General features: G+C 71.3%; 21 protein-coding genes, 3 tRNA genes and 1 riboswitch. Of the genes, 10 read left to right on the top strand and 14 right to left on the bottom strand.

The features are described 5' to 3' along the window. The first annotated feature begins 12 nt into the window (after positions 1 to 12). Both IW256_RS09025 and IW256_RS09020 read left to right on the top strand, forming a co-directional pair. Complete coding sequence (locus tag IW256_RS09025) at positions 13 to 849, top strand: SAM hydrolase/SAM-dependent halogenase family protein (RefSeq protein WP_197010516.1); 837 nt, start codon at positions 13 to 15, stop codon at positions 847 to 849. 5 nt (positions 850 to 854) lie between these two features. Beyond that, positions 855 to 1,259, top strand: a complete 405-nt coding sequence (locus IW256_RS09020) for an NUDIX hydrolase (RefSeq protein ID WP_197010515.1) — start codon at positions 855 to 857, stop codon at positions 1,257 to 1,259. Here the strand turns inward: IW256_RS09020 and IW256_RS09015 are convergent. Beyond that, complete coding sequence (locus IW256_RS09015) at positions 1,172 to 1,753, bottom strand: helix-turn-helix transcriptional regulator (protein ID WP_197010514.1); 582 nt, start codon at positions 1,751 to 1,753, stop codon at positions 1,172 to 1,174. The two genes, IW256_RS09020 and IW256_RS09015, sit on opposite strands and share 88 nt — an antisense overlap. Before the next feature lie 391 nt (positions 1,754 to 2,144). Between IW256_RS09015 and IW256_RS09010 the strand changes: the two genes are divergently transcribed. Further along, positions 2,145 to 4,604: a SpoIIE family protein phosphatase gene (locus tag IW256_RS09010; RefSeq protein ID WP_197010513.1), complete on the top strand. Its 2,460-nt coding sequence runs from the start codon at positions 2,145 to 2,147 to the stop codon at positions 4,602 to 4,604. 407 nt (positions 4,605 to 5,011) lie between these two features. Here the strand turns inward: IW256_RS09010 and IW256_RS09005 are convergent, their stop codons facing one another. Beyond that, positions 5,012 to 5,203, bottom strand: a complete 192-nt coding sequence (locus IW256_RS09005) for a DUF397 domain-containing protein (protein ID WP_197010512.1) — start codon at positions 5,201 to 5,203, stop codon at positions 5,012 to 5,014. Further along, positions 5,200 to 6,081, bottom strand: coding sequence for a helix-turn-helix domain-containing protein (locus IW256_RS09000; protein WP_197010511.1), 882 nt, complete (start codon positions 6,079 to 6,081; stop codon positions 5,200 to 5,202). Before IW256_RS09000 ends, IW256_RS09005 begins: the two co-directional genes overlap by 4 nt. A 296-nt stretch (positions 6,082 to 6,377) precedes the next feature. Between IW256_RS09000 and IW256_RS08995 the strand changes: the two genes are divergently transcribed. From IW256_RS08995 to IW256_RS08980, 4 genes are all read left to right on the top strand, one after another. Beyond that, positions 6,378 to 6,935, top strand: coding sequence for an ATP-binding protein (locus tag IW256_RS08995; RefSeq protein WP_231403709.1), 558 nt, complete (start codon positions 6,378 to 6,380; stop codon positions 6,933 to 6,935). Positions 6,936 to 7,094: 159 nt separating this feature from the next. Then, on the top strand, positions 7,095 to 7,544 hold the full coding sequence (locus IW256_RS08990) for a hypothetical protein (RefSeq protein WP_197010510.1): 450 nt from the start codon (positions 7,095 to 7,097) through the stop codon (positions 7,542 to 7,544). Positions 7,545 to 7,771: 227 nt separating this feature from the next. Beyond that, positions 7,772 to 9,796: an McrB family protein gene (locus IW256_RS08985; protein ID WP_197010509.1), complete on the top strand. Its 2,025-nt coding sequence runs from the start codon at positions 7,772 to 7,774 to the stop codon at positions 9,794 to 9,796. Then, the gene (locus IW256_RS08980) at positions 9,796 to 11,010 is read left to right on the top strand and encodes an McrC family protein (protein ID WP_197010508.1); all 1,215 of its coding nucleotides are present in this window, start codon (positions 9,796 to 9,798) and stop codon (positions 11,008 to 11,010) included. Before IW256_RS08985 ends, IW256_RS08980 begins: the two co-directional genes overlap by 1 nt. A gap of 244 nt (positions 11,011 to 11,254) precedes the next feature. On the opposite strand, the gene IW256_RS08975 is transcribed toward IW256_RS08980, so the two are convergent. The 6 genes from IW256_RS08975 to IW256_RS08950 all read right to left on the bottom strand — a co-directional run bounded on the left by IW256_RS08975 (position 11,255) and on the right by IW256_RS08950 (position 14,505). Then, positions 11,255 to 11,327 (bottom strand) — tRNA-Glu (locus tag IW256_RS08975). Positions 11,328 to 11,410: 83 nt separating this feature from the next. Then, positions 11,411 to 11,483, bottom strand: a tRNA-Glu gene (locus IW256_RS08970). Between the two features lie 29 nt (positions 11,484 to 11,512). Beyond that, positions 11,513 to 11,584 (bottom strand) — tRNA-Gln (locus IW256_RS08965). 219 nt (positions 11,585 to 11,803) lie between these two features. Beyond that, the gene (locus IW256_RS08960; RefSeq protein WP_197010507.1) at positions 11,804 to 12,568 is read right to left on the bottom strand and encodes a fumarylacetoacetate hydrolase family protein; all 765 of its coding nucleotides are present in this window, start codon (positions 12,566 to 12,568) and stop codon (positions 11,804 to 11,806) included. A gap of 73 nt (positions 12,569 to 12,641) precedes the next feature. After that, positions 12,642 to 14,069, bottom strand: a complete 1,428-nt coding sequence (locus IW256_RS42125; RefSeq protein ID WP_197010506.1) for a cellulose binding domain-containing protein — start codon at positions 14,067 to 14,069, stop codon at positions 12,642 to 12,644. Positions 14,070 to 14,136: 67 nt separating this feature from the next. Next, positions 14,137 to 14,505 carry an SEL1-like repeat protein gene (locus tag IW256_RS08950; RefSeq protein ID WP_197010505.1) on the bottom strand — a complete coding sequence of 123 codons (369 nt, stop codon included), beginning with the start codon at positions 14,503 to 14,505 and terminating at the stop codon, positions 14,137 to 14,139. A gap of 253 nt (positions 14,506 to 14,758) precedes the next feature. Between IW256_RS08950 and IW256_RS08945 the strand changes: the two genes are divergently transcribed. Continuing rightward, positions 14,759 to 15,133, top strand: a complete 375-nt coding sequence (locus IW256_RS08945; RefSeq protein WP_197010504.1) for an antibiotic biosynthesis monooxygenase family protein — start codon at positions 14,759 to 14,761, stop codon at positions 15,131 to 15,133. Positions 15,134 to 15,193: 60 nt separating this feature from the next. Here the strand turns inward: IW256_RS08945 and IW256_RS08940 are convergent, their stop codons facing one another. The 4 genes from IW256_RS08940 to IW256_RS08925 all read right to left on the bottom strand — a co-directional run bounded on the left by IW256_RS08940 (position 15,194) and on the right by IW256_RS08925 (position 19,673). Further along, positions 15,194 to 15,472 (bottom strand): GNAT family N-acetyltransferase, encoded by a 279-nt coding sequence (locus IW256_RS08940; protein WP_197010503.1) that lies wholly within the window; start codon positions 15,470 to 15,472, stop codon positions 15,194 to 15,196. Between the two features lie 44 nt (positions 15,473 to 15,516). Beyond that, the gene (gene cimA, locus IW256_RS08935) at positions 15,517 to 17,094 is read right to left on the bottom strand and encodes a citramalate synthase (protein ID WP_197010502.1); all 1,578 of its coding nucleotides are present in this window, start codon (positions 17,092 to 17,094) and stop codon (positions 15,517 to 15,519) included. Between the two features lie 265 nt (positions 17,095 to 17,359). After that, positions 17,360 to 18,460 carry a branched-chain amino acid aminotransferase gene (locus IW256_RS08930; protein ID WP_197010501.1) on the bottom strand — a complete coding sequence of 367 codons (1,101 nt, stop codon included), beginning with the start codon at positions 18,458 to 18,460 and terminating at the stop codon, positions 17,360 to 17,362. 157 nt (positions 18,461 to 18,617) lie between these two features. Then, positions 18,618 to 19,673, bottom strand: a complete 1,056-nt coding sequence (locus IW256_RS08925) for a 3-isopropylmalate dehydrogenase (RefSeq protein WP_197010500.1) — start codon at positions 19,671 to 19,673, stop codon at positions 18,618 to 18,620. Positions 19,674 to 19,792: 119 nt separating this feature from the next. Next, a riboswitch (cobalamin riboswitch) is annotated at positions 19,793 to 19,979 on the top strand. 31 nt (positions 19,980 to 20,010) lie between these two features. On the opposite strand from IW256_RS08925, the gene IW256_RS08920 reads away from it, so the two are divergent. After that, entirely contained in the window at positions 20,011 to 20,244 is a 234-nt protein-coding gene (locus tag IW256_RS08920; protein WP_197010499.1) for a CbtB domain-containing protein, read from the top strand. Between the two features lie 15 nt (positions 20,245 to 20,259). Continuing rightward, positions 20,260 to 21,036 carry a CbtA family protein gene (locus IW256_RS08915; protein ID WP_197010498.1) on the top strand — a complete coding sequence of 259 codons (777 nt, stop codon included), beginning with the start codon at positions 20,260 to 20,262 and terminating at the stop codon, positions 21,034 to 21,036. A gap of 139 nt (positions 21,037 to 21,175) precedes the next feature. Here the strand turns inward: IW256_RS08915 and IW256_RS08910 are convergent, their stop codons facing one another. Then, positions 21,176 to 21,784, bottom strand: coding sequence for an LppU/SCO3897 family protein (locus IW256_RS08910; RefSeq protein WP_197010497.1), 609 nt, complete (start codon positions 21,782 to 21,784; stop codon positions 21,176 to 21,178). Positions 21,785 to 21,808 lie beyond the last annotated feature (24 nt).

Below are 21,808 nucleotides of genomic sequence, written 5' to 3'. Positions count from 1 at the left end.
CGCTCGGGGGCCGTGTCCGAGGAACGGCCGTTCATCAGCCTCACCACCGACTTCGGCGCCGCCTACACCGCGACGTGCGCCGGGGTCGTCTACACGATCGCCCCGGCGGCGAACGTGCTGGTGCTCAGTGACGAGGTGACCCCGTACGCGATCGTGGAGGGGGCGCTGCTGCTGCGCCAGGCGCTCCCGTACCTGCCCAGGGGCGTGCACGTCGGCATCGTCGACCCGGGCGTCGGCACGCCGCGGCGCCCGGTCGCCATCGTCACCGGCCGCGGCGACGTGCTGGTCGGCCCCGACAACGGGCTGCTCATGCCCGCGGCCGGGCGGCTCGGCGGCGCCGTGCGGGCGTACGTGCTGGAGAACCCCGCCTACCGCCTGCCCGAGGTGTCGGCCTCCTTCCACGGGCGGGACGTCTTCTCCCCCGCCGCCGCGCACCTCGCGGCCGGCGTGGAGGCCGCCGCCCTCGGCCCGGCCGTGGAGCCGGGCGCGCTGGCCGCGCTCGACCTCCCCGAGCCGGTGACCGGCGCCGGGGAGCTGACGGCGCCCGTCCTGTACACCGACCGGTTCGGGAGCCTCATCCTGTCGGCCGGCCATGACCACCTGGTGGCCGCGCTCGGCCCGCTGGAGCACGGCACGCCGCTCGACCTGGCCTGGACCGGGCCGGACGGCGCGCCGCGGTCGGCGCGGGCACCGTTCGAGAAGACCTACGGCAGGGTCGCCGAGGGCGCGCCGCTGGTCTGGGTGGACTCCTCCGGCCTGCTCGGGCTGGCCGTCAACCAGGGTTCGGCCGCCGCCCGCTTCGGCCTGGCCGGCGGAGACGTGCTCACCATCCGCCCGCTGGCACACTGATCACCATGGAACACGCGGATCTGGACGTCGTCGCCTGGGTGCACATCGCCCGGGACCGGATGCTGGCGGTACGCTCGCGCGGCCGTGATCTGCTCTACCTTCCGGGCGGCAAGCGCGAGGCGGGCGAGGACGACTGGTCGGCGCTGTCCCGCGAGGTCCGCGAGGAGCTGGCGCTGGACCTGGACCGCGGCTCGTTCCGCGAGCTGGGCGTCGTCCGGGCCGCCGCGCACGACCAGCCGGACTTCGCGCACGTGCGGATGGCCTGCTTCACCGCCGGGTACGCGGGCGACATGGCCCCGGCGGGCGAGGTCGACGAGTACCGCTACGTCGGCCCCCGGGAACGCGACCTGCTGGCGCCCGCCGCGCGGGCCGCCTTCGACCTGGCGGTCGCCCGGGGACTGCTGGGCTGAGCGGGCCCCCCGACCCCCCGCCGCTCCCGGTCGGCCCGCGCGGTCGCCAGGATCATCTCGTCCACGACCCAGCGGGCCTGCGGCGACAGGTCGACCAGGGCGCGCAGGACCTCGGGCCGCACCACGCCGTCGTCCACCTCGCGGCGCAGCGCCCGGAAGGTCAGATCGTCGTCGATCGGCGCCGACTCGCCGGCGAACCCGAAGTAGCCGATCGGCACGCCGAAGAAGGTCGCCAGCGCGGTCAGCGTCCTCAGCTGCGGGTTGTCCTGCCGGCCGGTGCGCAGCTTCCACACCGTGGTGGAGGAGATGTCCTCGCCGGTGGCGCGGGCGATCGCCGCGGCCGTCTCCACGTTGTTGCGCGGCGGCGGCGCGGTGGCCGGCCACAGGTTCCCGATCAGCCACTCGACCTTGTCCGCCAGCGCCCCCGCGGGCGGCGGCGCGCCGCGCCCGCGGCCCGGCCGCCCGTCCCCGTCCGGCCGCCCGTCCCCGTCCATACGTGCACGTTCCCGCCCCATGGGCCGATGACTTTAGTTGACCGCCCGGGCGCCCGCGGACGGTGACACCCAAGGTCCGCTCCGGCCCAGGTGAAGTTCCGGTGACCGCGCCGGACGGAGATCGGCCGGTGACGACGCCACGCCATTCGCCTTTCCGGACCCCGTTTTGCCATTCTTTGACCGCAAGATGGATCCATCCAGGCGATTCCACCGTGATTTACAGAATGAGCACCTCAGGGCACGGATATCTTGGAACGAGATGTCCGGATCGCACGATCGCCGGTGATGTCCGGCTTGGCCGTGAAGTCCGCGGTGCCGTGCTCGATGGTGGCGGCGAAGGCGGTTCGCCGGAACGAGGGTTCCGGTCTTCGACGATGCCGAGATGGTGCCGATGAGCAAGAGAGAATCTTCCCCGGACGGGGCCCGTGGCCCGGCGGGGGACGTGGCGATGGCCCTGGCGGACGTCCGCGGCGTCCTCGTCGCGTGGACGGCCGGAGCCTCCCGCCTGCTGGGCTACCGCCCGGACGAGGCGGTGGGACGGCGCGTGGCGGACCTGCTCGCCGGAGATCCCCCCTCGGCCGCGCTCTCGAGCATCGGGCGGGGGGACGCGTGGGGCGGCCGGGTGACGGCGCGGCACCGCGACGGCCACGAGCTGGAACTCGATGTCGAGCTCGTCCCGATGGAGGATGCCGACGGAGGCGGCCGGTGGGCCATGGTGGCCCGGGAGCCGGACGGCGCGCGCGGCCCTGACGGGACGATGGCGCTGCTCAAGGAACGGGCACTGGCGGAGCTGCCGCTCGCCTTCGGGGTCTTCGACCGCGACCGGCGCCTGGTGGCGGCCAGCGGCGAGCTGGTGCGGATCATGGACATGAAGGAGGAGGAGCTGCTCGGGCTCCGCCCCAGGGCGATGACCGACTCGCGCACCTCCCGCGAGTTCGACGACGTGCTGGGAAAGGTGATCCGTACCGGTGAGCGGTCGCGCCTGGACGCGTTCACCCGGGTCCCGGGCGAGGACCGCGCGCACGGCTGGTCGGCGGTCCTCTATCCGGTGCGGGACTCGGGCGGGCGGATCCAGGGCGGGGCCACGGTCTCGTTCGACATCACCGGGGAGGATCTGGCCAGGCAGCGGCTGACCGTGGTGAACGAGGCCAGTGTCCGCCTGGGAACCGATCTGGACGTCACGCGGACCGCCCAGCAGCTGGCCGACCTGGCCACGGGCCGGTTCGCCGACCATGTCACCGTCGACCTGCTCCGCTCCGTCATCGAGAACGACAGGCCGGATCTGGGCGCGGCGGCAGCACGCATGGTCTACCGCCGGGCCGCGCAGCAGTCCGTCCTGGACGACTGCCCGGAGGCGTCGATCGCGACCGGGGAGAGCGAGTGCTACCCGGAGGACTCCCCGATGGCCCGCGCCCTGGCCACCGGGGAGGCGTCACTCCACATGCGCGAGGACCTCTCGATCCAGAGCTGGCTGGCCCATGACGCGGGCTGCTCGGAGAAGGCCCTCACGTACGGGATGCACTCGCTCATCCTGGTGCCGCTGCGCGCCCGCGGGCTGATCATCGGGCTCGCCCGCTTCATCCGGCACCGCACCCCCGACCGGTTCGACGCCGACGACCTGATGCTCGCCGAGGAGATCACGGGCCGGGCCGCCATCTGCATCGACAACGCCCGCCGTTACACCCAGGAGCGCGACACCGCCCTGGCGTTGCAGCGGAGCATGCTGCCGCAGCGTACGCCGCCGCACCCCGCGGTGACGGTCGCCTCCCGCTACCTGCCCACCGGCTCGCAGGCGGGCGTGGGCGGGGACTGGTTCGACGTGATCCCGTTGTCGGGGTCCAGGGTCGCCCTCGTGGTGGGCGACGTGGTCGGGCACGGCATCCAGGCCTCGGCCACCATGGGGCGCCTGCGTACCGCGGTGCGCACCCTGGCCGACGTGGACATGCCTCCCGACGAGCTGCTCACCCACCTCGACGACGTCGTCCTGCGCATGGACCGCGAGGAGGGCATGGACCGCGGCGGCGTGGTGCAGCGAGAGGCCGAGACCGGGGACATCGGCGCCAGCTGCCTGTACGCGGTGTACGACCCCGTCTCCCGCACCTGCGTCCTGGCCCGCGCCGGGCACCCGGCCCCCGCCATCGTCGGTCCCGACGGCACCGTCGAGTACCCCGACCTGCCCGCCGGACCCCCGCTGGGGCTGGGCGGGCTGCCCTTCGAGTCCACCGAGCTGACAGTTCCCGACGGCGCCCTGCTCGCCCTGTTCACCGACGGCCTCATCGAGTCCGGCGGCCACGACGCCGACGCCGGCCTCCAGCGGCTCGGCCGCGTCCTGAGCGACAACGCCGCCGCACCCCTGGAACTCGTCTGCGACCGCGTCCTGAGCACGATGCTGCCCGGCGGGCCCGCCGACGACATCGCGCTGCTCCTGGCCCGTACGCAGGGACTGAACGCCTCCCAGGTCGCCACCTGGGACCTGGCCCCCGACCCCGCCGTCGTCGGCAGGGCCCGGCAGGCGGCCTCGGACCAGCTGACCGCCTGGGGCCTGGACGAGCCCGCGTTCACCACCGAGCTGGTGGTCAGCGAGCTGGTCACCAACGCCATCCGCTACGGCGAGCCGCCCATCCGCCTGCGCCTGATCCACACCACCGGCCTGATCTGCGAGGTGTCCGACAGCAGCAACACCGCCCCCCACCTGCGCCGCGCCCGCATCTTCGACGAGGGCGGCCGGGGACTCCTCCTCGTCGCCCAGCTCACCCGGCGCTGGGGCACCCGGCACACGTCCCACGGCAAGACCATCTGGGCCGAACAGTCCCTCCCGCAGATCAACACGGCCAGCGCACCCTGCGGCTGACACGGGGCCGGCGGCGAACGAGATCGCCGGCCCGCCTGAACGACCCGAACGATCTGGCGCTACGGCGATGGCGAAGGCCGAGGAGACAGGCCAGCCGTACAAGAGCGTCCTCGACCCGCCTCCCGGCCACGGCCCGCGCCATCCCGGCAAGTAGCCGTGATGCCCTGCCGCACCTCCATCGAGAGGTGCGGCAGGGCATCGAGCAAGGGTCAGTTGCTCGTGAAGACGTCGGTCTTGACCGATGCCACGAAGCTCATCCACCCTTCGCGGCCGATCTAGAGCACCTGGCCAGGATCGCCCTTGGGTCGCCTACGCCAATGGTTCCGTCGGTGGCCTGAGTCACATCAGCGCACGCGCCGTTGGATTGCTGTGGTCAGACTACGCCGGCTGGCGTAATGGGCCTACTGTCACGCCCGTGTCTCTCTGAGGGAGTTGAGGAACGTTGCCCAGTCCTTGGGGGCGAATTCCAACATGATGCTGAGATCCCCCTTGGAGTCGCGTACGCCGATGGTCCCATCAGCGGCTCGCCCTGCTTCGACGCATCCGCCGTTGGGGTCGCTGTGGCGTGACTTACGCCAGCCGGTGAAGTGCTTGGTCATGTGCCCGATCCCGCCTTGTCGATCAGTCGCTCTGCCAGCTGGGAGAGAAGGGTGAGGCTGTCCGTAGTGGTCAAGGCCGCCTCTCGAAGGCGGACGTAATGTCCGCTATACCTTGCTACCTCGCGTTGCTCGGTCAGCACAAGATCGGTGGTGACGGTATCGACGATGGTTATGGGCGGGTCGATCGGGTCTGGGAACCTGAAGAGGAAGAAAGCCGACTTCGGCAGCAGCCCACCTGGGATGGGCACATCGTGAGGAAGGACCCGAAGCGTGATGCGGGACTGCCCCGTGATGGTCTGAACGAGGTAGCGGAGTTGAGCCGCCATTACGGCGGGCGGCACAGCAAGACGATGTATCACGCTGGCCTCCAGCACTGTCTCGTACTCGGGACCGTCCGGTCGTAGAAGTTCCTGCTGCCGTTGCGTGCGCGCGCTGGCCATGCGCTCCGGCTGGTACTCCAGCGGCCCCTGTTCCCTGTCCAGTTCGATGAGCGCCTGGGTGAACTCGGGCGTCTGCAAGATCGCCGGGAAGTTGGTCTGGCTGTAGGTGAGGACGGATTTGGCACCCGCCTCCAGGCTGGCGAACAGGCGTTCGCGGTGCCCGGTGGAGGTGCCGTACTTCTCCCACCAGCCCTTCTCTGCGGCGTCCCGGGCCAGGCGGAAGAGCCGGTCCCATTCCGGGCCGCTGACCTCGAAGATCTCCAGGAGCTTCACCACGTCCGCCAGGTCGGGGCGCACCTGGGCGTTCTCCACCTTGGAGACCTTGGACCTGGACGTGAACAGGAGCCGGGCGACGTCCCCGGCGGTTAACCCGCGTTCTTCGCGGAGCCTGCGGATCTCGTGGCCGAGGCGAAGCCGGCGGATGTAGGGGCTGGGCATCGTTCAACTCCCGAGGGCGGGGCCGAAACCCGTGACGGTCTGCTCACCGTACGTATAGCCCACGCAGACAGCACCCGGGAGAAGAACTGGGAGGCCGGGGAAGCGCTCCCGCTCAAAGTTCGAACGTTCTAATTTCGAGCGGCCTCTGGAAGATCCGTGAAACATGCTCCGGCACCGCAGATCAGGACGCGAATCACAGGCGCGGAATGAGTACGTGGTGTGACTCTGTGGGCACCAACAGCGACCGGCCGGCGAGGGCCTCGCCGGCCCTTCCAGCCCGGAGGTGCCTCGTGCCCTTGACCGACTCCCTCACCCTGCTCGCCCTCCTCGCCCCCGCGGCACCGGCGGCCGGCCCCCTCACTCCTCCCCCGTCCCACACCACGGCGATGCCGCTGTACTGGTGGCGGTCCTTCCCCGGCGCCGCCGAGCAGGCCCGCGCCGTCCGTGCCTTCGTGGCCTGCCTGCTGAACGACTGCCCGGTCCTGGACGACGTCCTGCTCTCGGCGGACGAGTTGGCCGTCAACGCCGTCCGGCACACCAAGTCCGGCCAGGGCGGCGGCTCGTTCACCGTGACGGTGCAGTGCTCGGCAGACCTGGTCGCGATCTCCGTCACCGACCAGGGCGGCCCCGACGAACCCGCCGCCCGCGACTCCGACCCGCTCGCCGAGTCCGGCCGCGGCCTGCGCACCGTCTCCCGCACCGCCGCCGCCTGGGGCTGGCACGGCAACGACACGGGCCGCACCGTCACCGCCGTCTTCACCATCCCCCCGCCTCCAGACTCCGTGCCCCCGGCAACCACTCTGGGCGTGGCGGCCGGGCCGGGCATCCGGGGCGCCGGGGAGTGGTCGGCGTGAAGTACCCGACCGCTCACGTCCACCCACGTTTGCGCGCCCGCGTTTGCTCGGTGCTGACCGCCGCACTGCGCGCCGCCCCCCTCCATCGACGCCGCAGTCAAGGCCGCCGCCCTGCTGGACGCACCCACCGCCGACTTCCTGCGCGAGTCCCGCCGACTTGTGCTGGCCTGCGCCGCCGCCCTCTCGACCGTCCTGGACGTCCACCGCCCCGCCACTGCCCCGGCTGGCCCGAACGCCTGCCACGGCTGCGGCACCCTCGAATGCCGCCCCCTCACCGCCGTCCTGCACGTCCTGGACGCCTACGCCGCGCACCCCGCCGCCGTCGACCGTGCCGAGGCCTGGCGGCGCGCCGACCGCTACTTCAACTCCGGCAGCGACCCCACCCTCCTCGTCTTCATAGAGGACATCGGCGAGGGCTTCGCCGCCCGCGCCTTCGCTTTCAGCACCGAACGCACCGAACCCGTCCTCGTCATCGACCACCGCACCGGCCACCTAACCCGCTGGCCTCTCATGCCCCGCGCCACCTTGATCGAGGAGTACCGCCGTCACCTCACCATCCTGCGCGGATCATCAGCCACCCCATCCGCCGGATCGGCCAGAGAGCAATGAACCGGGCCGTTTCTCACAGCTCGCCGACGGTCCCGAAGGCACCAGTAAAACAGCGCAGGATCCCGTCGGCCACCTTCGATCACCTTGGAAACGTTGCCCGCCGAACTGAAAAACGAAGACGGACCGCCCTCCTGCGAGAGTCGCGGAGCGCACCGAACGCGATTCGCTGATCACCTATCTGGGCGATTCACCTGCCGGCGGTGATGATCGCTTGTCAAAATTTCCGTATGGCCTCCTTGACGGACATCACCGCACGTCTGATGTACATCGGACTTTCGATCCTCGCCGAGAACCCCCGCGGGTTGCGCGCCCGCGAACTGTGGGAAGCGATCTTGGAGAGGGAGCCTGGCATCGAGGAGGATTGGGAGGGCGCCAGCGCCGGGAACACGGGTGCGGAAAGGACTTTCCGCTGGAGCAGTGCCCGTCTGGTGAAGGCCGGTTGGCTGTACAAGACGAGCGGCGTCTGGCGGGTGACCGGGCTGGGCCGACATGCCCTGTACCGATGGCCCGATCCGTCAGAGTTCTACCGGGAGGCCAACCGTCATTACCGGGAATGGCGGTTCCGCAAAGCCGGGTACGAGCAGGTCGAAGCCTTGATCTCGAATATTCCGGACGGCCACTGGGTCTCCCTCACCGAGATCGCCAATCAGTACGACCTGCCGCCTGATTCACTCTTGCGCTGGTTGCAGGGCGAGCGTCCCGAAGGCTGGTACCGGGTGCTCGACCGGCACGGCCGCATTCCCGCCGAGGCGCACGTGAGTGAGGACGAGCGGGAAACGTGGCTGCGACTGCTCAACGACGATGGGATCGATCTGGCGCAGGGTCGGGCCGAACCGCTGGAACGGATCCCCGGCGAGGAGCTGGAACGGCCCGTTACCGACCTGGAGGCACCGGACGAGGATGCTCCTCGGCGCGCCTGGCTGGTGCGCGACTCCGAACAGGCGTTCCGGCGGGTCTGGAGCCCCACCGAAACGTGCTCGCTGGGAGAACCCCGGTTGCGGGAACTCGTCCCGGGCACGTCCCGCGAAGCCGTCAGGGCGGCGGTGGACGAGGACCTCATCCACCTCAACGCACCCGAGCGCGCCAGGTTGGCCTCGGAGCTCCACCTCTTCCTCAACGCGATACGCAAGGACGACATCGTCGTTACCAACGACGGGGCCAACGTCTACCTGGGCGTGGTCACCGGAGACGCGACGTTCGACAACGGCTACCTGTACCGCAAGGTCCGCTGGCACAACCGGGATCGGCCGCTGAATTTCTACGACGACCTGCCCTCCGGACTGTCCGCCCGGGTACGCAATCCCGACGCCGAATTGATCAACCTGACCGATTTCGTCGCCGACCTGCTGCCCCTGATCGGCGAGGGGTCGACCGAGATCGTCTCCCGCGAGGTCCGCCTGCCCGACGCGACCGCCGAACTGGCCGACAGGCTCCTCGTCCCGGAGGAATGGCTCGCCGAGTGCGTCGCGCTGCTGCGCGAACGCCCTCAGCTGATCTTCTACGGGCCACCCGGTACCGGCAAGACCTACCTCGCCCAGGCCCTGGCTGCACACCTCACCGGCGACCGGCCGGAGAGCGTCCAGCTCGTCCAGTTCCACCCGGCCTACTCCTACGAGGACTTCTTCGAGGGCTACCGGCCGCGCGAGGGCAAGGACAAGACGATCACCTTCGAACTGGTGCGGGGGCCGCTGCGGCGGCTGGCAGCCGCAGCGAAGAAGCGTCCTGGCGATCCCCACGTACTGATCATCGACGAGATCAACCGGGGCAACCTCGCCAAGATCTTCGGCGAGCTGTACTTCCTGCTCGAGTACCGGGACCGGGGCGTCAACCTGATGTACGGCTCGGACAAGGACGACCTCTTCACCCTTCCCGACAACCTCTTCATTCTCGGCACCATGAACACCGCCGACCGGTCCATCGCCCTGGTGGACGCGGCGATGCGGCGGCGCTTCGCATTCGTGGAACTGCATCCCGGCGAACCGCCCACCAGCGAGATGCTGGCCCGCTGGCTCGAACGCGAGAACCTCCCCGACGAGCCCGCCCGGCTGCTGGCCGAACTCAACCGGCGCATCGACGACCGCGACTTCCGGGTGGGCCCCTCCTACCTGATGCGCCGCAGTGTCGACACCAACGCAGGACTGGAGCGCATCTGGCGCACCCAGATCCTGCCGCTGCTGGAGGAGTTCCACTACGGCGACGGCACCGACGTCCGGCGGGAGTACGGGCTCAAGGCCTTGCGGGACGCGCTGTGATGGCCGTCGTCGATCTGAAGGAACAGGGTGGGTGGCAACGGTGCACGCTCACTCGCGAGCAGGGCGACGCCCTTCGGTCATCCGAGTTCGTCCAAGTCAGACGGCAGGGCAAGCATTGGGAGCTGAAGCCCAAGGACAGGGTGGTCGGAGCCTTCCGTGCCGGACCTCCCGGCCGGCCGGTCACGGTACGGATCAAGCCGAAACTCCCGATCAAGCGGTTGATGTTCCTCATCGGCTACGCCAAGCACCTGCACGGCTGGCGGGAAGAGGAGGTTGACGCCGCGCAGAGCGCCGACCTGCTGCCCGTGATGGCCTACACGTTCGCGCGGGCAGCGGACCGGGCGTTGCTGCAAGGAGTGCTCCTCGGCTACCGAGAGAAGGAGGAGCAACTGCCCGTGGTGCGCGGCCGGATCCGCGAGGCCGCGCAGATCAAGCACCGGTACGGGCAGGCCCTTCCGCTCGAAGTGCGCTACGACGACTTCACCGTGGACACCGTTGAGAACAGGCTGCTGCTGACCGCCGCCTATCGCCTCTTGCGTCTGGACGGCATAGGTGAAGAGCCCCGGAAGCTGCTGCGGCGGCTGATCCTGCGGCTCGACGGCGTGACCCCCTACACGCGCGGCACGCCACCAGGGCGGTGGACTCCGTCCCGCATCAACGCCCGCTACCACGCGGCGCTGGAACTCGCCGACCTCGTCCTGCGGTCGGGCTCTTACGAACACGAGGACGGCAAGATCGTCCGGGTGGACGGGTTGGTGCTGACAATGTGGAAGGTCTTCGAGGACTTCCTCAGCGAAGCGCTGAAACAGGCCCTGCGTCCCTACGGTGGGAAACTCGAGGCACAGATCAGTAACCACCACCTCGACCAGGCTGGAATAGTCCGGCTGAGACCCGACCTGGTGTACTACGCACCGACCGGGCCGCCCAGCGCGGTGGCGGACGCGAAGTACATGATCAAAAAACCGATCGCCCACCGGCAGGCACACCTCTATCAGGTCTTGGCCTACTGCACGTCCCTCAACGTCAAGCGCGGCTACCTCGTCTACGCGGAGGACTCCGACGGGCGGCGCGTCCACCGGGCCACCGGCACCGACGACGTCCAGATCATCGAGACCTCCCTCGATCTGGGGGCTCGCCTGGACCGGCTACGCGAACAGATCGACCTGCTCGCCCGTGAACTGGCAGGTGTCGACGGCGCAGCGCCGGCTTTCTGATGTGCACCCGATTCCGAAGAAGCCATGCCCCTTGCCAAGGCGCCCGCCTCTGCGGCCCTGGGTGCAGGCGCAACGAGAAATTCCGTTCACCGCCGGGAGACCCGTAGGGCGCTCGTCTCCCGCCGGGGCGGGCCACCGGATTTCCCGCAGGGTGACGTCCGGTCGGAAGGCATCCCGATGACAGGCGATCTTAAAATAAGAAACCGCAGAGCGGGATTTGGTTCCCGACCTGCGGTCTTTACTGTACCCCCGAGCGGATTCGAACCGCCGTTACCGCCTTGAGAGGGCGGCGTCCTAGGCCACTAGACGACGGGGGCGTGCCTGCCCGTCCGGACGTCGATTCCGGACGGAGCGTGACCGCGATCGGGCCCCGGCGAACCGGAGATCCTTCACACGGACGTACCCCCGAGCGGATTCGAACCGCCGTTACCGCCTTGAGAGGGCGGCGTCCTAGGCCACTAGACGACGGGGGCGTGCCCGGCCCATCAAGCGGCCGGAACAGCTGGGGTACCAGGACTCGAACCTAGACTAACTGAACCAGAATCAGTCGTGCTGCCGATTACACCATACCCCAGTGCGGTAAGCGGACCTTTCGGCCTGGCCGTCCGGTCGCTCGCGCCTCGATGAGAATACAGGACCTTGGGAGCTTGGGCCAAAACGATTACCCGAGACCCCCGAAAGGCATTCGGAGCGCGAGCCGGCCGGTCCCCCGCCCGCCGGAGGCCGGGAGACGGCGGTGCCGCGCCGCCTCCCGCGGCGGCGGGACGGCGCGGCGCCGCGGCGCGTCCCCGGCTCAGTCGCGGGCGATCACCCGGTTGGTGAGGCTGCCGACGTTCTCGATGGTCACGGTGACCTCGTCGCCGATCTCCAGGGGGCCGACCCCGGCCGGGGTGCCGGTCAGGATCACGTCGCCCGGCAGCAGCGTCATCACCTGGCTGACGTACTCCACCAGGGCGGGCACGTCGTGCAGCAGCAGCGAGGTGCGCGCGTCCTGCCTCGTCTCGCCGTTGACGGTGGTGGTGATGGCGAGGTCGGACGGGTCCACCTCGGTCTCGATCCAGGGCCCCAGGGGGCAGAAGGTGTCGAAGCCCTTGGCCCGGGTCCACTGCCCGTCCTTCTGCTGCAGGTCGCGGGCGGTGACGTCGTTGGCGCAGGTGTAGCCCAGGATCACCTCGGCGGCGCGGGCGGCCGGGACCTCGCGGCACATCCGGCCGATGACGACCGCCAGCTCGCCCTCGAAGTCGACCCGCTCGCTGAGCTTCTCCGGGTAGGCGACGGCCTCCCCCGGCCCGATCACCGCGGTGGACGGCTTGGCGAAGATCACCGGCTCGGCCGGCGGCTCGCCGCCCATCTCGCGGGCGTGGTCGGCGTAGTTCTTGCCGATCGCGATGACCTTGCTGGGCAGGATCGGGGCCAGCAGCCGTACGTCGGCGAGCGGGTGCCGCTGCCCGGTGAAGGTCAGATCTCCGAAGGGATGGGCCGCCACGGCGGCGACGGTGTTCTCTTCCACCACCCCGAAGGACATGCCCTCGTCGGTGGAGAACCTCGCGATACGCATGGTCAGCAGCCTAGTGCCCTCCCGGCGGGCCCAGGAGGGCAGGCCGCGGCCCCGCGCCGGGCCGCCGGGAGCGTCAGAGACCGCAGGGCTTGTCGTTGAGGCGGCACTTCTGCGGGTCGGCCGCGGCGCCCTCCGCGCCGTACTGGACGTCCCAGGTCGCGCCCGGCTGGATCGGCGGGGCGTTCTCCAGGTTGCGGATCTCCACCTTCTCGCCCTTGCGGACGAGCCGGGCGCCCCAGATGTTCTTCACGTTGCGGCCGGGGGCCTCGAAGGTGATCTTCCAGTCCTTCATCGGCTTACCGGTCCGGTTGGTGATGACCAGCTTGCCCTCGTAGTAGCCCGGGTCCTGCTGGACGAGCTGGTAGGTGATCCCGTCGCCCGGCACGACGGGGCCCACGGGCGGGGCGGTCGGGGTCGGCACGGGGCCGCCCTGGGCCGGGGGCGGCCCGTTCGACGGCTCGCCGGGCGAGGGGACGGGCGGCTGGCCGGGGACGCTCGGTGACGCGGCCGGCGGAGCCCCGCCCGGACCGCCGCCGGCCCCGGGCGAGGTGGACGCGGGTTCCGACGGAGCGGCGGAGGGGGCGACCGCGGCGGGCTCGGGTCCGCCGTCGCCGGAGGTCACCAGGAACGCGACGGCGGCGGCGCCGCCGAGGACCAGGACGGCGACGGCGGCGGCGACCAGGATCAGGGGTCGCCGCCCCCGGCCCGGCGCGGATACCGCCGGGGCGCCGTGCGGTCCGGGTGGGAGCCCGGGCGACGGGGACGCCGCGGCCGGGGCCTGGTACTGCCCGCCGGGAGGGGGCATGGGCGCGGGCGGGACCGTGTCCTTGGGAGGCGCCGGTGACGGCGACGGCGGTGGCGCGGAGGGCGACGGCGTGGAGGGCGCGGGCGGAGGCGGGGCCGGGGGCCGGGGCGCCGGCGGCGTCTCCTGGGCGAACGCGGCGGGCCGCTCCCCCGTGCCCGCACCGAACTGCTCGGTCCACGGGCCCTGCTCGGCGGCCTGGAACGTCACCTCCGGCGCGGCCTCCCGGGACGTCGCGGCCTCGGGCGCCGCGGAGGCGCCGGTGCCCGACCCCATCGCGTACGGGGGCAGCGGGACCTGGTCGCTCATGGGAGCGGGCTCGGCGGAGAAGTCCGTCACCGTGGCCGGGGCCTCGGACGTCGCGGCCTTGGGCGGGGCGGCCTCGGGCGGGGCGGCCTCGGACAGGGCGGGCGCGGGGGCTCCGGCGGGGCCGGGAACGTCGTCCGCGGGGACGTCCTGGACGGTCATCGCGGCGGCCACCGGCCGGTCCGTCACCGTCTCGCCGGCGGCGTCCCGGGGGGCCCGCGGCACGGCATCGTCCTGCGGACCGTTCCCGGACGCGTCCTGAACGTCCTCCGGGAGGCCGTCCTGGAGGGTCTGGTCACCGGTTCCCGGATCGCCGCCCCCGGTGTACCGGATCTGGAACTCGGTGGTGCTCTTGTGGTCCGGGGGGACGTACCCGGGGTCCTCGCGGCTCAACTCGGTCACCTTCCCACTGCGTCGGCTCACCATGTCCGACGATCACCGGCCCGATCCGGTTCGCCTCTCAGGCGGTTCCGGCCGGTTCCAGTCCGCGGCGGGCCGCCGCCCGCTGGTGCCGGTCGAGCATGTCGGTGATCAGCCCTATCGTGCCGGGGCGGGTGACGTCCAGGCCCTCGCTGAGCCAGCGGCTCGCCTCGGCCAGCAGTTCCTCCGCCGGGCCGGTCCCGCGCCGGTCGGCGAGCCGTCCCAGCACGGCGCCGAGCCGGAGCGCGGCGCCGGGGAAGTCGTCCTCGGCGGCCTGGCGGAACCACCGGGCGGCCTGGTCGAGATCGTCCTCGTGCTCGTAGAGCAGCCCGAGCCCGAACGCGATCTCGGCCCATGACCCGTCGAGGGGGCCGCCCGCGGACGCGGGAAGCCAGGGTCGGATGGACATGCGATCACTCCGTGGTCGGAAAGTGCGAGGACGGGGCGGCGTGAGCCGCGTAGGGACGGCGACAGGGCCGTTGGCTACACATCATGGCGTCCGGACCGCGAGCCCGCCACTCGTTTGCCGCGTCATCGCGAAAATTCTTCTCGTTCTCCGCTGACTCCGGTCAGCGGAGGTGTCAGGAACACGCCCGGTGCGCCGGAGAGCGGCCGGGACGGGCCGATAGGGTCGTGGCGAAGACCGACGAAGGAGTCCGACGGTGTCCGTGGTGAAGATCAACGTACTGACCGTTCCCGAGGGGATGCGCGAGGAGCTGGAGCGACGCTTCGCGGGGCGGGCCGGCATGGTCGAGTCGGCCGAGGGCTTCGAGCACTTCGAGCTGCTCCGCCCGGTGGACGGCACCGACCGCTACCTGGTGTACACGCGCTGGCGCAGCGAGGAGGACTTCACGCGCTGGACGGAGAGCCAGGCGTTCCAGCGCGGGCACGCCCAGGCGCAGGGCGCCGGGGGCGAGGGTCAGGGCGAGGCGCAGGGCCACGGGCATGGCCACGGCCACGGCCAGGGCGGGCCCGCGGCCACCGGCGCCGAGCTGTGGGCGTTCGAGGTGATCGAGAGCACCGGTCCCGCCTCCTGAGCCCGGCGGCCGGAGCGGCCGGGCCCAGGACGGGGCGTGCGGACGGGGACGGGGCCGGGATCAGGCGACGAGGTCCTGATAGTCGGGGTGCTTGTCGATCCAGCCCTTGATGAACGGGCACAGCGGCACCACCGCCAGGCCCTTGGCGCGGACGTCGTCGAGCGCGCCGCGGGCCAGGGCGCTGCCGACCCCCTGCCCCTCGTACGCACCGTCCACCTCGGTGTGGGTGAACACGATCTTGCCCGGCCGGGTGCGGTATTCGGCGAATCCGGCGAGCGAGCCGTCCACGCGGACCTCGTAGCGGCTCGCCCCGGGGTTGTCGCTGATCTCTTTACTCATGTCCGGTCAATGCTCGCACGGGCCCGGAAATTTCCGCCACGGGCTCAGCCGGGCTCGTGGCCGGCGTGCAGCAGGCAGTAGGTGACGGCCTCCTCCAGGGCCTGCCAGGACGCGGCGATGACGTTGTCCTCGACCCCGACCGTGCCCCATTCGCGCTCGCCGTCGCTGGACTCGATGAGGACCCGGGTGCGGGCGCCGGTGCCGTGGCTGCCCTCCAGGATCCGCACCTTGTAGTCGACCAGCTCCAGCCGGGCCAGCTCGGGGTAGAGCCGGCCCAGCGCCACCCGCAGGGCGTTGTCCAGCGCGTGGACCGGGCCGTTGCCCTCGCCGGTGGCGATGATCCGCTCGCCCTTGGCGTGCAGCTTCACGGTGGCCTCGCTGACCATGGAGCCGTCCGGGCGGCGCTCGACGATGGCCCGCCAGGACTCGACCTCGAAGTGCCGCTGCCGTACCCCGGTCAGCTCCTCGCGCAGGAGCAGCTCGAACGAGGCGTCGGCGGCCTCGAAGGTGTAGCCGGTGGACTCCAGCTCCTTGACCCGGGCGACGACGTCCTTGGCCTTCTCCCCGGACAGGTCGTACCCCAGCTCGCGGCCCTTGAGCTCGACCGAGGCGCGGCCCGCCATGCTGGAGACGAGCATCCGCATGTCGTTGCCGACGGCGGCGGGGTCGATGTGCTGGTACAGGTCGGGGTCCACCTTGACCGCCGAGGCGTGCAGCCCGGCCTTGTGGGCGAACGCCGACAGCCCCACGTACGGCTGCTGCGAGCTGGCCGTGACGTTGGTGACCTCGGAGACGGCGTGGGCGATCCGGGTCATCTCGGCCAGCTGGCCGTCGCTCACCAGCCGCATCCCCCGCTTGAGCTGGAGGTTGCCGATGACCGTGAAGAGGTTGGCGTTGCCGCTGCGCTCGCCGTACCCGTTGGCGCAGCCCTGGACGTGGGTGGCGCCCGCCTTCACGGCGGCCAGCGAGTTGGCGACGGCGCAGCCGGAGTCGTCGTGGCAGTGGATGCCGACCCGGGCGCCGGCCGAGACGACCTCGTGCACGACGTCGGCCAGTTCGTCGGGGAGCATCCCGCCGTTGGTGTCGCACAGCGCGACGACGTCGGCGCCGGCCTCGGCGGCGGTGCGGACGACCTCCAGGGCGTAGGCCCGGTTGGCCTTGTAGCCGTCGAAGAAGTGCTCGGCGTCCAGGAAGACCCGACGGCCCTCCGCACGCAGGTGGGAGACCGTGTCGCGGATCATCGCGAGGTTCTCCTCCAGGGTCGTGCGGAGGGCCAGTTCGACATGCCGGTCGTGGCTCTTGGCGACGAGCGTCACGACCGGCGCGCCGGAGTCGCGCAGGGCGGCCACCTGGGGGTCGTCGGCGGCCTTCACTCCGGCCCGGCGGGTCGCGCCGAACGCGGTGAGCTGCGCGTGCCTCAGGTCGAGCTCGGTCTGAGCCCGCCTGAAGAACTCGGTGTCCTTGGGGTTGGCGCCCGGCCAGCCGCCCTCGATGAATCCCACGCCGAGGTCGTCGAGGTGCCGCGCGACGACGAGCTTGTCGGTGACGGAGAGGTTGAGCCCCTCCTGCTGCGAACCGTCACGGAGCGTGGTGTCGTAGACGTGGAAGGCGTCACCCTGCATCGTTGTCCCCCTCAGGGTTCTGGGCTGGCGCGCCGTTGCCGGCCGGTGGTTCCTGGAAAGCAAAAAGACCCCTCACGGACGTGAGAGGTCTGCGCGCCGGCGGTGTCCCGTTGTCAGCCGGCGCGCCAGCCGATAATCACGAGGCTGTGGCGCATGATGACGGCCAGTCTGCCACACCCCGCACAGAGATGGGACATCGGTCTCAGCATGCGAGACGACGCCCGCCGGGCCGCGGCGCGGCGGCCCGGCGGGAACGGGGACGACCTCAGACGATCTTGTGCACCCAGCCGTACGGGTCGGGGCGGGTCCCGTACTGGATGCCGATCAGCTCCTCGCGCAGCCGCATCGAGATCTCGCCGGGCTCGCCGTCGCCGATGGTGAACTCGCGGTCGGGGCCCTTGACGTGGCCGACCGGGCTGATCACGGCGGCGGTGCCGCAGCCGAACACCTCGGAGATCTCCCCCGACGCGCAGCCGGACTCCCACTGGTCGACGCTGATCCTGCCCTCCTCCACCGGGACGCCCAGGTCGGGGGCCAGCTTGAGCATGGAGTCGCGGGTGATCCCGGGGAGCATGGTGCCGGTCAGGGCCGGGGTGAGCAGCCGGGCCTCGGCGCCCGACCCGTAGACGAAGACCAGGTTCATCGACCCGACCTCCTCGACCCAGCGGCGCTCGACCGCGTCCAGCCACACCACCTGGTCGCAACCGTTCTCGACGGCCTGGGCCTGGCCGGCGAAGGAGGCGGCGTAGTTGCCGCCGGTCTTGGCCTCACCGGTGCCGCCGGGGGCGGCGCGGGTGTAGTCCTGCGACAGCCAGACCGAGACGGGCCTGATGCCCCGGGCGTAGTAGTTGCCGGAAGGAGAGGCGATGACGACGAAGAGGTACTCGTCGGCCGGCTGGTTCACGCCGAGCGCGCGCGTGGTGGCGAACATGAAGGGCCGCAGGTAGAGGCTGTAACCCTCGGTGGAGGGCACCCAGTCCTGGTCGGTGCGGACCAGCAGTTCCAGCGCGTCCACGAACAGCTGCTCGGGGATGCTGGGCATCGCCATCCGCGCGGCGGAGCGGTTCATCCTGGCGGCGTTGGAGAACGGCCGGAAGGTGGCGATGGTCCCGTCGGCCTGGCGGTAGGCCTTGAGCCCCTCGAACAGTTCCTGGGAGTAGTGCAGGACCTGGCTGGCCGGGTCCATCGGGATCGGGCCGTACGGCTGCAGCCGGGCGTCGTGCCAGCCCTTCCCCTCGGTGTACTGGATCAGGACCATGTGGTCCGTGAAGTGCCGCCCCCATCCCGGGTCGGCGAGGATGCGGTCGCGCTCGGCGGCCGGGGTGGGCCGCTCGCTCAGCGCGATCTCGAAGTCCAGTGTGCTCATCGTGGGGTCCTCTCCCGGATCGCCGCCGCGGCCCCTTCACCGCCCGGCATTCCTTTAATCCTTATTGTCGTACTTCATCCAGCCCAACTCCCCGGTGGCGCGCACACGAAAAACCGGGCGCGCCACGAGGCGCGCCCGGTCATGAGCGAACGCGCCGCTAGCCGGATACTCGCTTGGCGATGGCGTCGCCGATCTGGGCGGTGGTGCGGGCCCCCTGGCCGGCCCGCTCGGCCAGGTCGTCGGACACGGCCCGCTCGACCCGGCGCGCGGCGTCGGTGGCGCCCAGGTGGTCCAGCAGCATGACCACCGACAGGATGGTGGCGGTCGGGTCGGCCTTGCCCTGCCCGGCGATGTCGGGGGCGCTGCCGTGCACCGGCTCGAACATCGACGGGGCCGTGCCGTCGGGGTTGATGTTGCCGGAGGCGGCCAGCCCGATGCCCCCGGCGATCGCGGCGCCGATGTCGGTGATGATGTCGCCGAACAGGTTGTCGGTGACGACGACGTCGAAGCGGCCCGGCTGGTTCACGAAGAACATCGTGGCCGCGTCGACATGGCAATAGTCGGTGGTGACCTGCGGGTACTCCTCGCCGACGCGCTTGAGCACGCGCTGGTAGAGGTCGCCGGCGAACGTCAGCACGTTGTCCTTGTGGACCAGCGTCAGCTTGCGGCGGGGACGCGCCGCGGCCTGCTCGAAGGCGTACCGGACGACGCGCTCGACCCCGTAGGCGGTGTTGACGCTCTCCTGGGTCGCGACCTCGTGCGGGGTGCCCTTGCGGAGCACGCCGCCGACGCCCGCGTACGGGCCCTCGGTGCCCTCCCGGACCACGACCATGTCGATGTCGCCGGTGTCCACCCCGGCCAGCGGGGTGGAGACGCCCGGGAACAGCTTGACCGGCCGGAGGTTGACGTAGTGGTCGAGCTCGAACCGGGCCCGCAGCAGCAGCCCGCGCTCCAGCACACCGCTCGGCACGCCGGGGTCGCCGACCGCGCCGAGCAGGATCGCGTCCTGCCCGCGCAGCTCCTCCAGGACGGAGTCCGGCAGGGTCTCGCCGGTACGATGCCAGCGGGCGGCGCCGAGGTCGTAGGAGGTCCGCTCGAACGACAGGCCCGAGGCCGGTGCCACGGCGTCGAGGACCTTCAGCCCCTCGGCGACCACCTCGGGGCCGATCCCGTCACCAGGGATGACGGCCAGGTGAATGCTGCGGGAAGCCATGCGCGCACTCTACTGCAAACGTCTCACCTCCTGAGCATCTGTCTCAGACTCCGATACGCATGTCTCGCCGCCCGCGGCGGCCGGGCGGGGCCGCTCACTTGACGGCAGGGCCACCAGAGGGGACGCTCGGGGCGACAAGTTCACATCGAGGCGACGGTGCGCAGGAACCTGGTGCGAATCCAGGACGGTCCCGCCACTGTGACCAGGGAGCCTCCCCGCACGCGACCACGGCCGGACGACCGGCTGGAAGGTCGGAGGGGGCGATGATCTGGGAGTCAGGAGACTGACCCGTCGTCCTCCCGTCACCGGGGCGAGTGCACCCCGTGAGGAGACCGTCATGGCCCAGCCCGCCGTTCCCCCGTCGCAGGCCGCCCGGCCGCGCCCCGCCGCCGTCCCGCTCCGCGTCCCCGTCCGCGACATCCTTCCCTGGGCGGTGCTCGCGCTCGTCCTGGGCGCGGCGCTCCTGTACTTCGTCGGCGCCGAGCAGGGCGCCACCTCCCTCTTCGCCGGTACGTGGGTGCACGAGTTCACCCATGACGGGCGGCATCTGCTCGGCTTCCCCTGCCACTGAGCGGGGGACGCGCGGATGATGAGATCTCTGCTGGTCCGCGGCATGCTCACCGGCGTGGTCGCGGCGGCGGCCGGGTTGCTGATCGCCTGGATCTACGGCGAGCCGCAGGTGGCCGAGGCGATCGCGTTCGAGGAGGCGCAGGCCGCCGCCGGGCACGCCGCCGGCGGGCACGACCACGGCGAGGAGGCCGAGGTGGTGAGCCGTACCGTCCAGAGCACCATCGGGCTGATCACCGCCATGGTGTTCTACGGGGTGGCGATCGGGGGCCTGTTCTCGGTCGCGTTCGCGTTCGCCCACGGGCGGATCGGGAACCTGGGCGCCCGCGCGACCTCCGCCCTGGTGGCCCTGGCCGGGTTCGTGGCGATCGTGCTGGTGCCGTTCCTGAAGTACCCGCCCACGCCCCCGGCGGTCGGCGACCCCGGCACCATCGGGGGACGCACGGCGCTGTACTTCGGCATGGTCGCGCTCGGCGTGCTGGCCACGGTCGCCGCCGTGATCGTGCACGGCCGGCTGGCCCCGCGGCTGGGGGCGTGGAACGCGGCGACCGTCACGGCGGTGGGGTTCGCGATCGTGGTCGCGGTCGTCTTCCGCCTCACGCCGCGGCCCGACGCCGTCGCCGAGGGCTTCCCCGGCACGGTCCTGTGGGACTTCCGGATCGCCTCGCTGGGCGTCCAGGTCGTGCTGTGGGCCACCCTGGGCCTGCTCTTCGGCGCCCTCACCGAACGCTCCTTCCGGCGGCGCGCGGGGTCCCGTACGGGCACGGAGACCGGAGCGGCCCGGACACCGGCCTGACCGCACGCGCGCGAGCGCCCCGGCCGCCCGCCTCGCGGGCCGCCGGGGCGCCGCACGTTCACGCCGCACGTTCCCGCCGTGCGTCTGCACCGTGCGTCTGCACCGGGCGTTCACGCCGTGCGTAACGCCGCCCGGTGGCCTACTTCCTGCCCAGGCAGAGGAGCACGTCGACGTTCATCCGCGAGAGGTTGCCGAACTTGCCCTTCGACTGCATGTTCCACGTGTAGGAGCTGACCGCGCCCGGCACGCTGGAGCAGGTCCTCCTCGCGTTCATCTCCAGGACGTTGGTACGCCGCAGGAGCACCTTGTACCGCGCCTGCGGGGAGGAGCAGGCGACGCGTTGCGCGTCGGACCCGCCGAGGCTGAGGCAGTCGCCCACCTTGGCCACGTTCACCGCCTTGGCCGGATCGACGTCCTTCTCCCCCAGGCACACCGTGTTCGCGTCGTTGCCCACCTGCCGTGACACGCCGGCGACGTCGCGGCAGCCCTTGGAGAGCGGCATGAGCTTGAGCGCCTTGTACGCCGCCGCGGGGTCGTCGCAGGCGACGATGCGGTAGGGCGAGTCCTGGTCTCCGGCCGACTCGCGCAGGCAGTCACCGGCCGCCACCTTGTCGATGTGGTCCTTGCCCGACGACCAGATCCAGTACCCGCCGCCGCCGACCAGGAGGGCCAGCACCAGCAGGACGGCGAGGCCGCCCCACAGGCTGCCGCCCGACTTGCGGGCGGGCGGCCCCGGCTGACCTGGCATGGGCGGCTGACCCGGCATGGGCGG

The organism is Actinomadura viridis, assembly GCF_015751755.1.
GTDB lineage: Bacteria > Actinomycetota > Actinomycetes > Streptosporangiales > Streptosporangiaceae > Spirillospora > Spirillospora viridis.
Note: the sequence above shows the minus strand (reverse complement) of the source record. Positions and strands in the feature narration are given on the sequence as shown.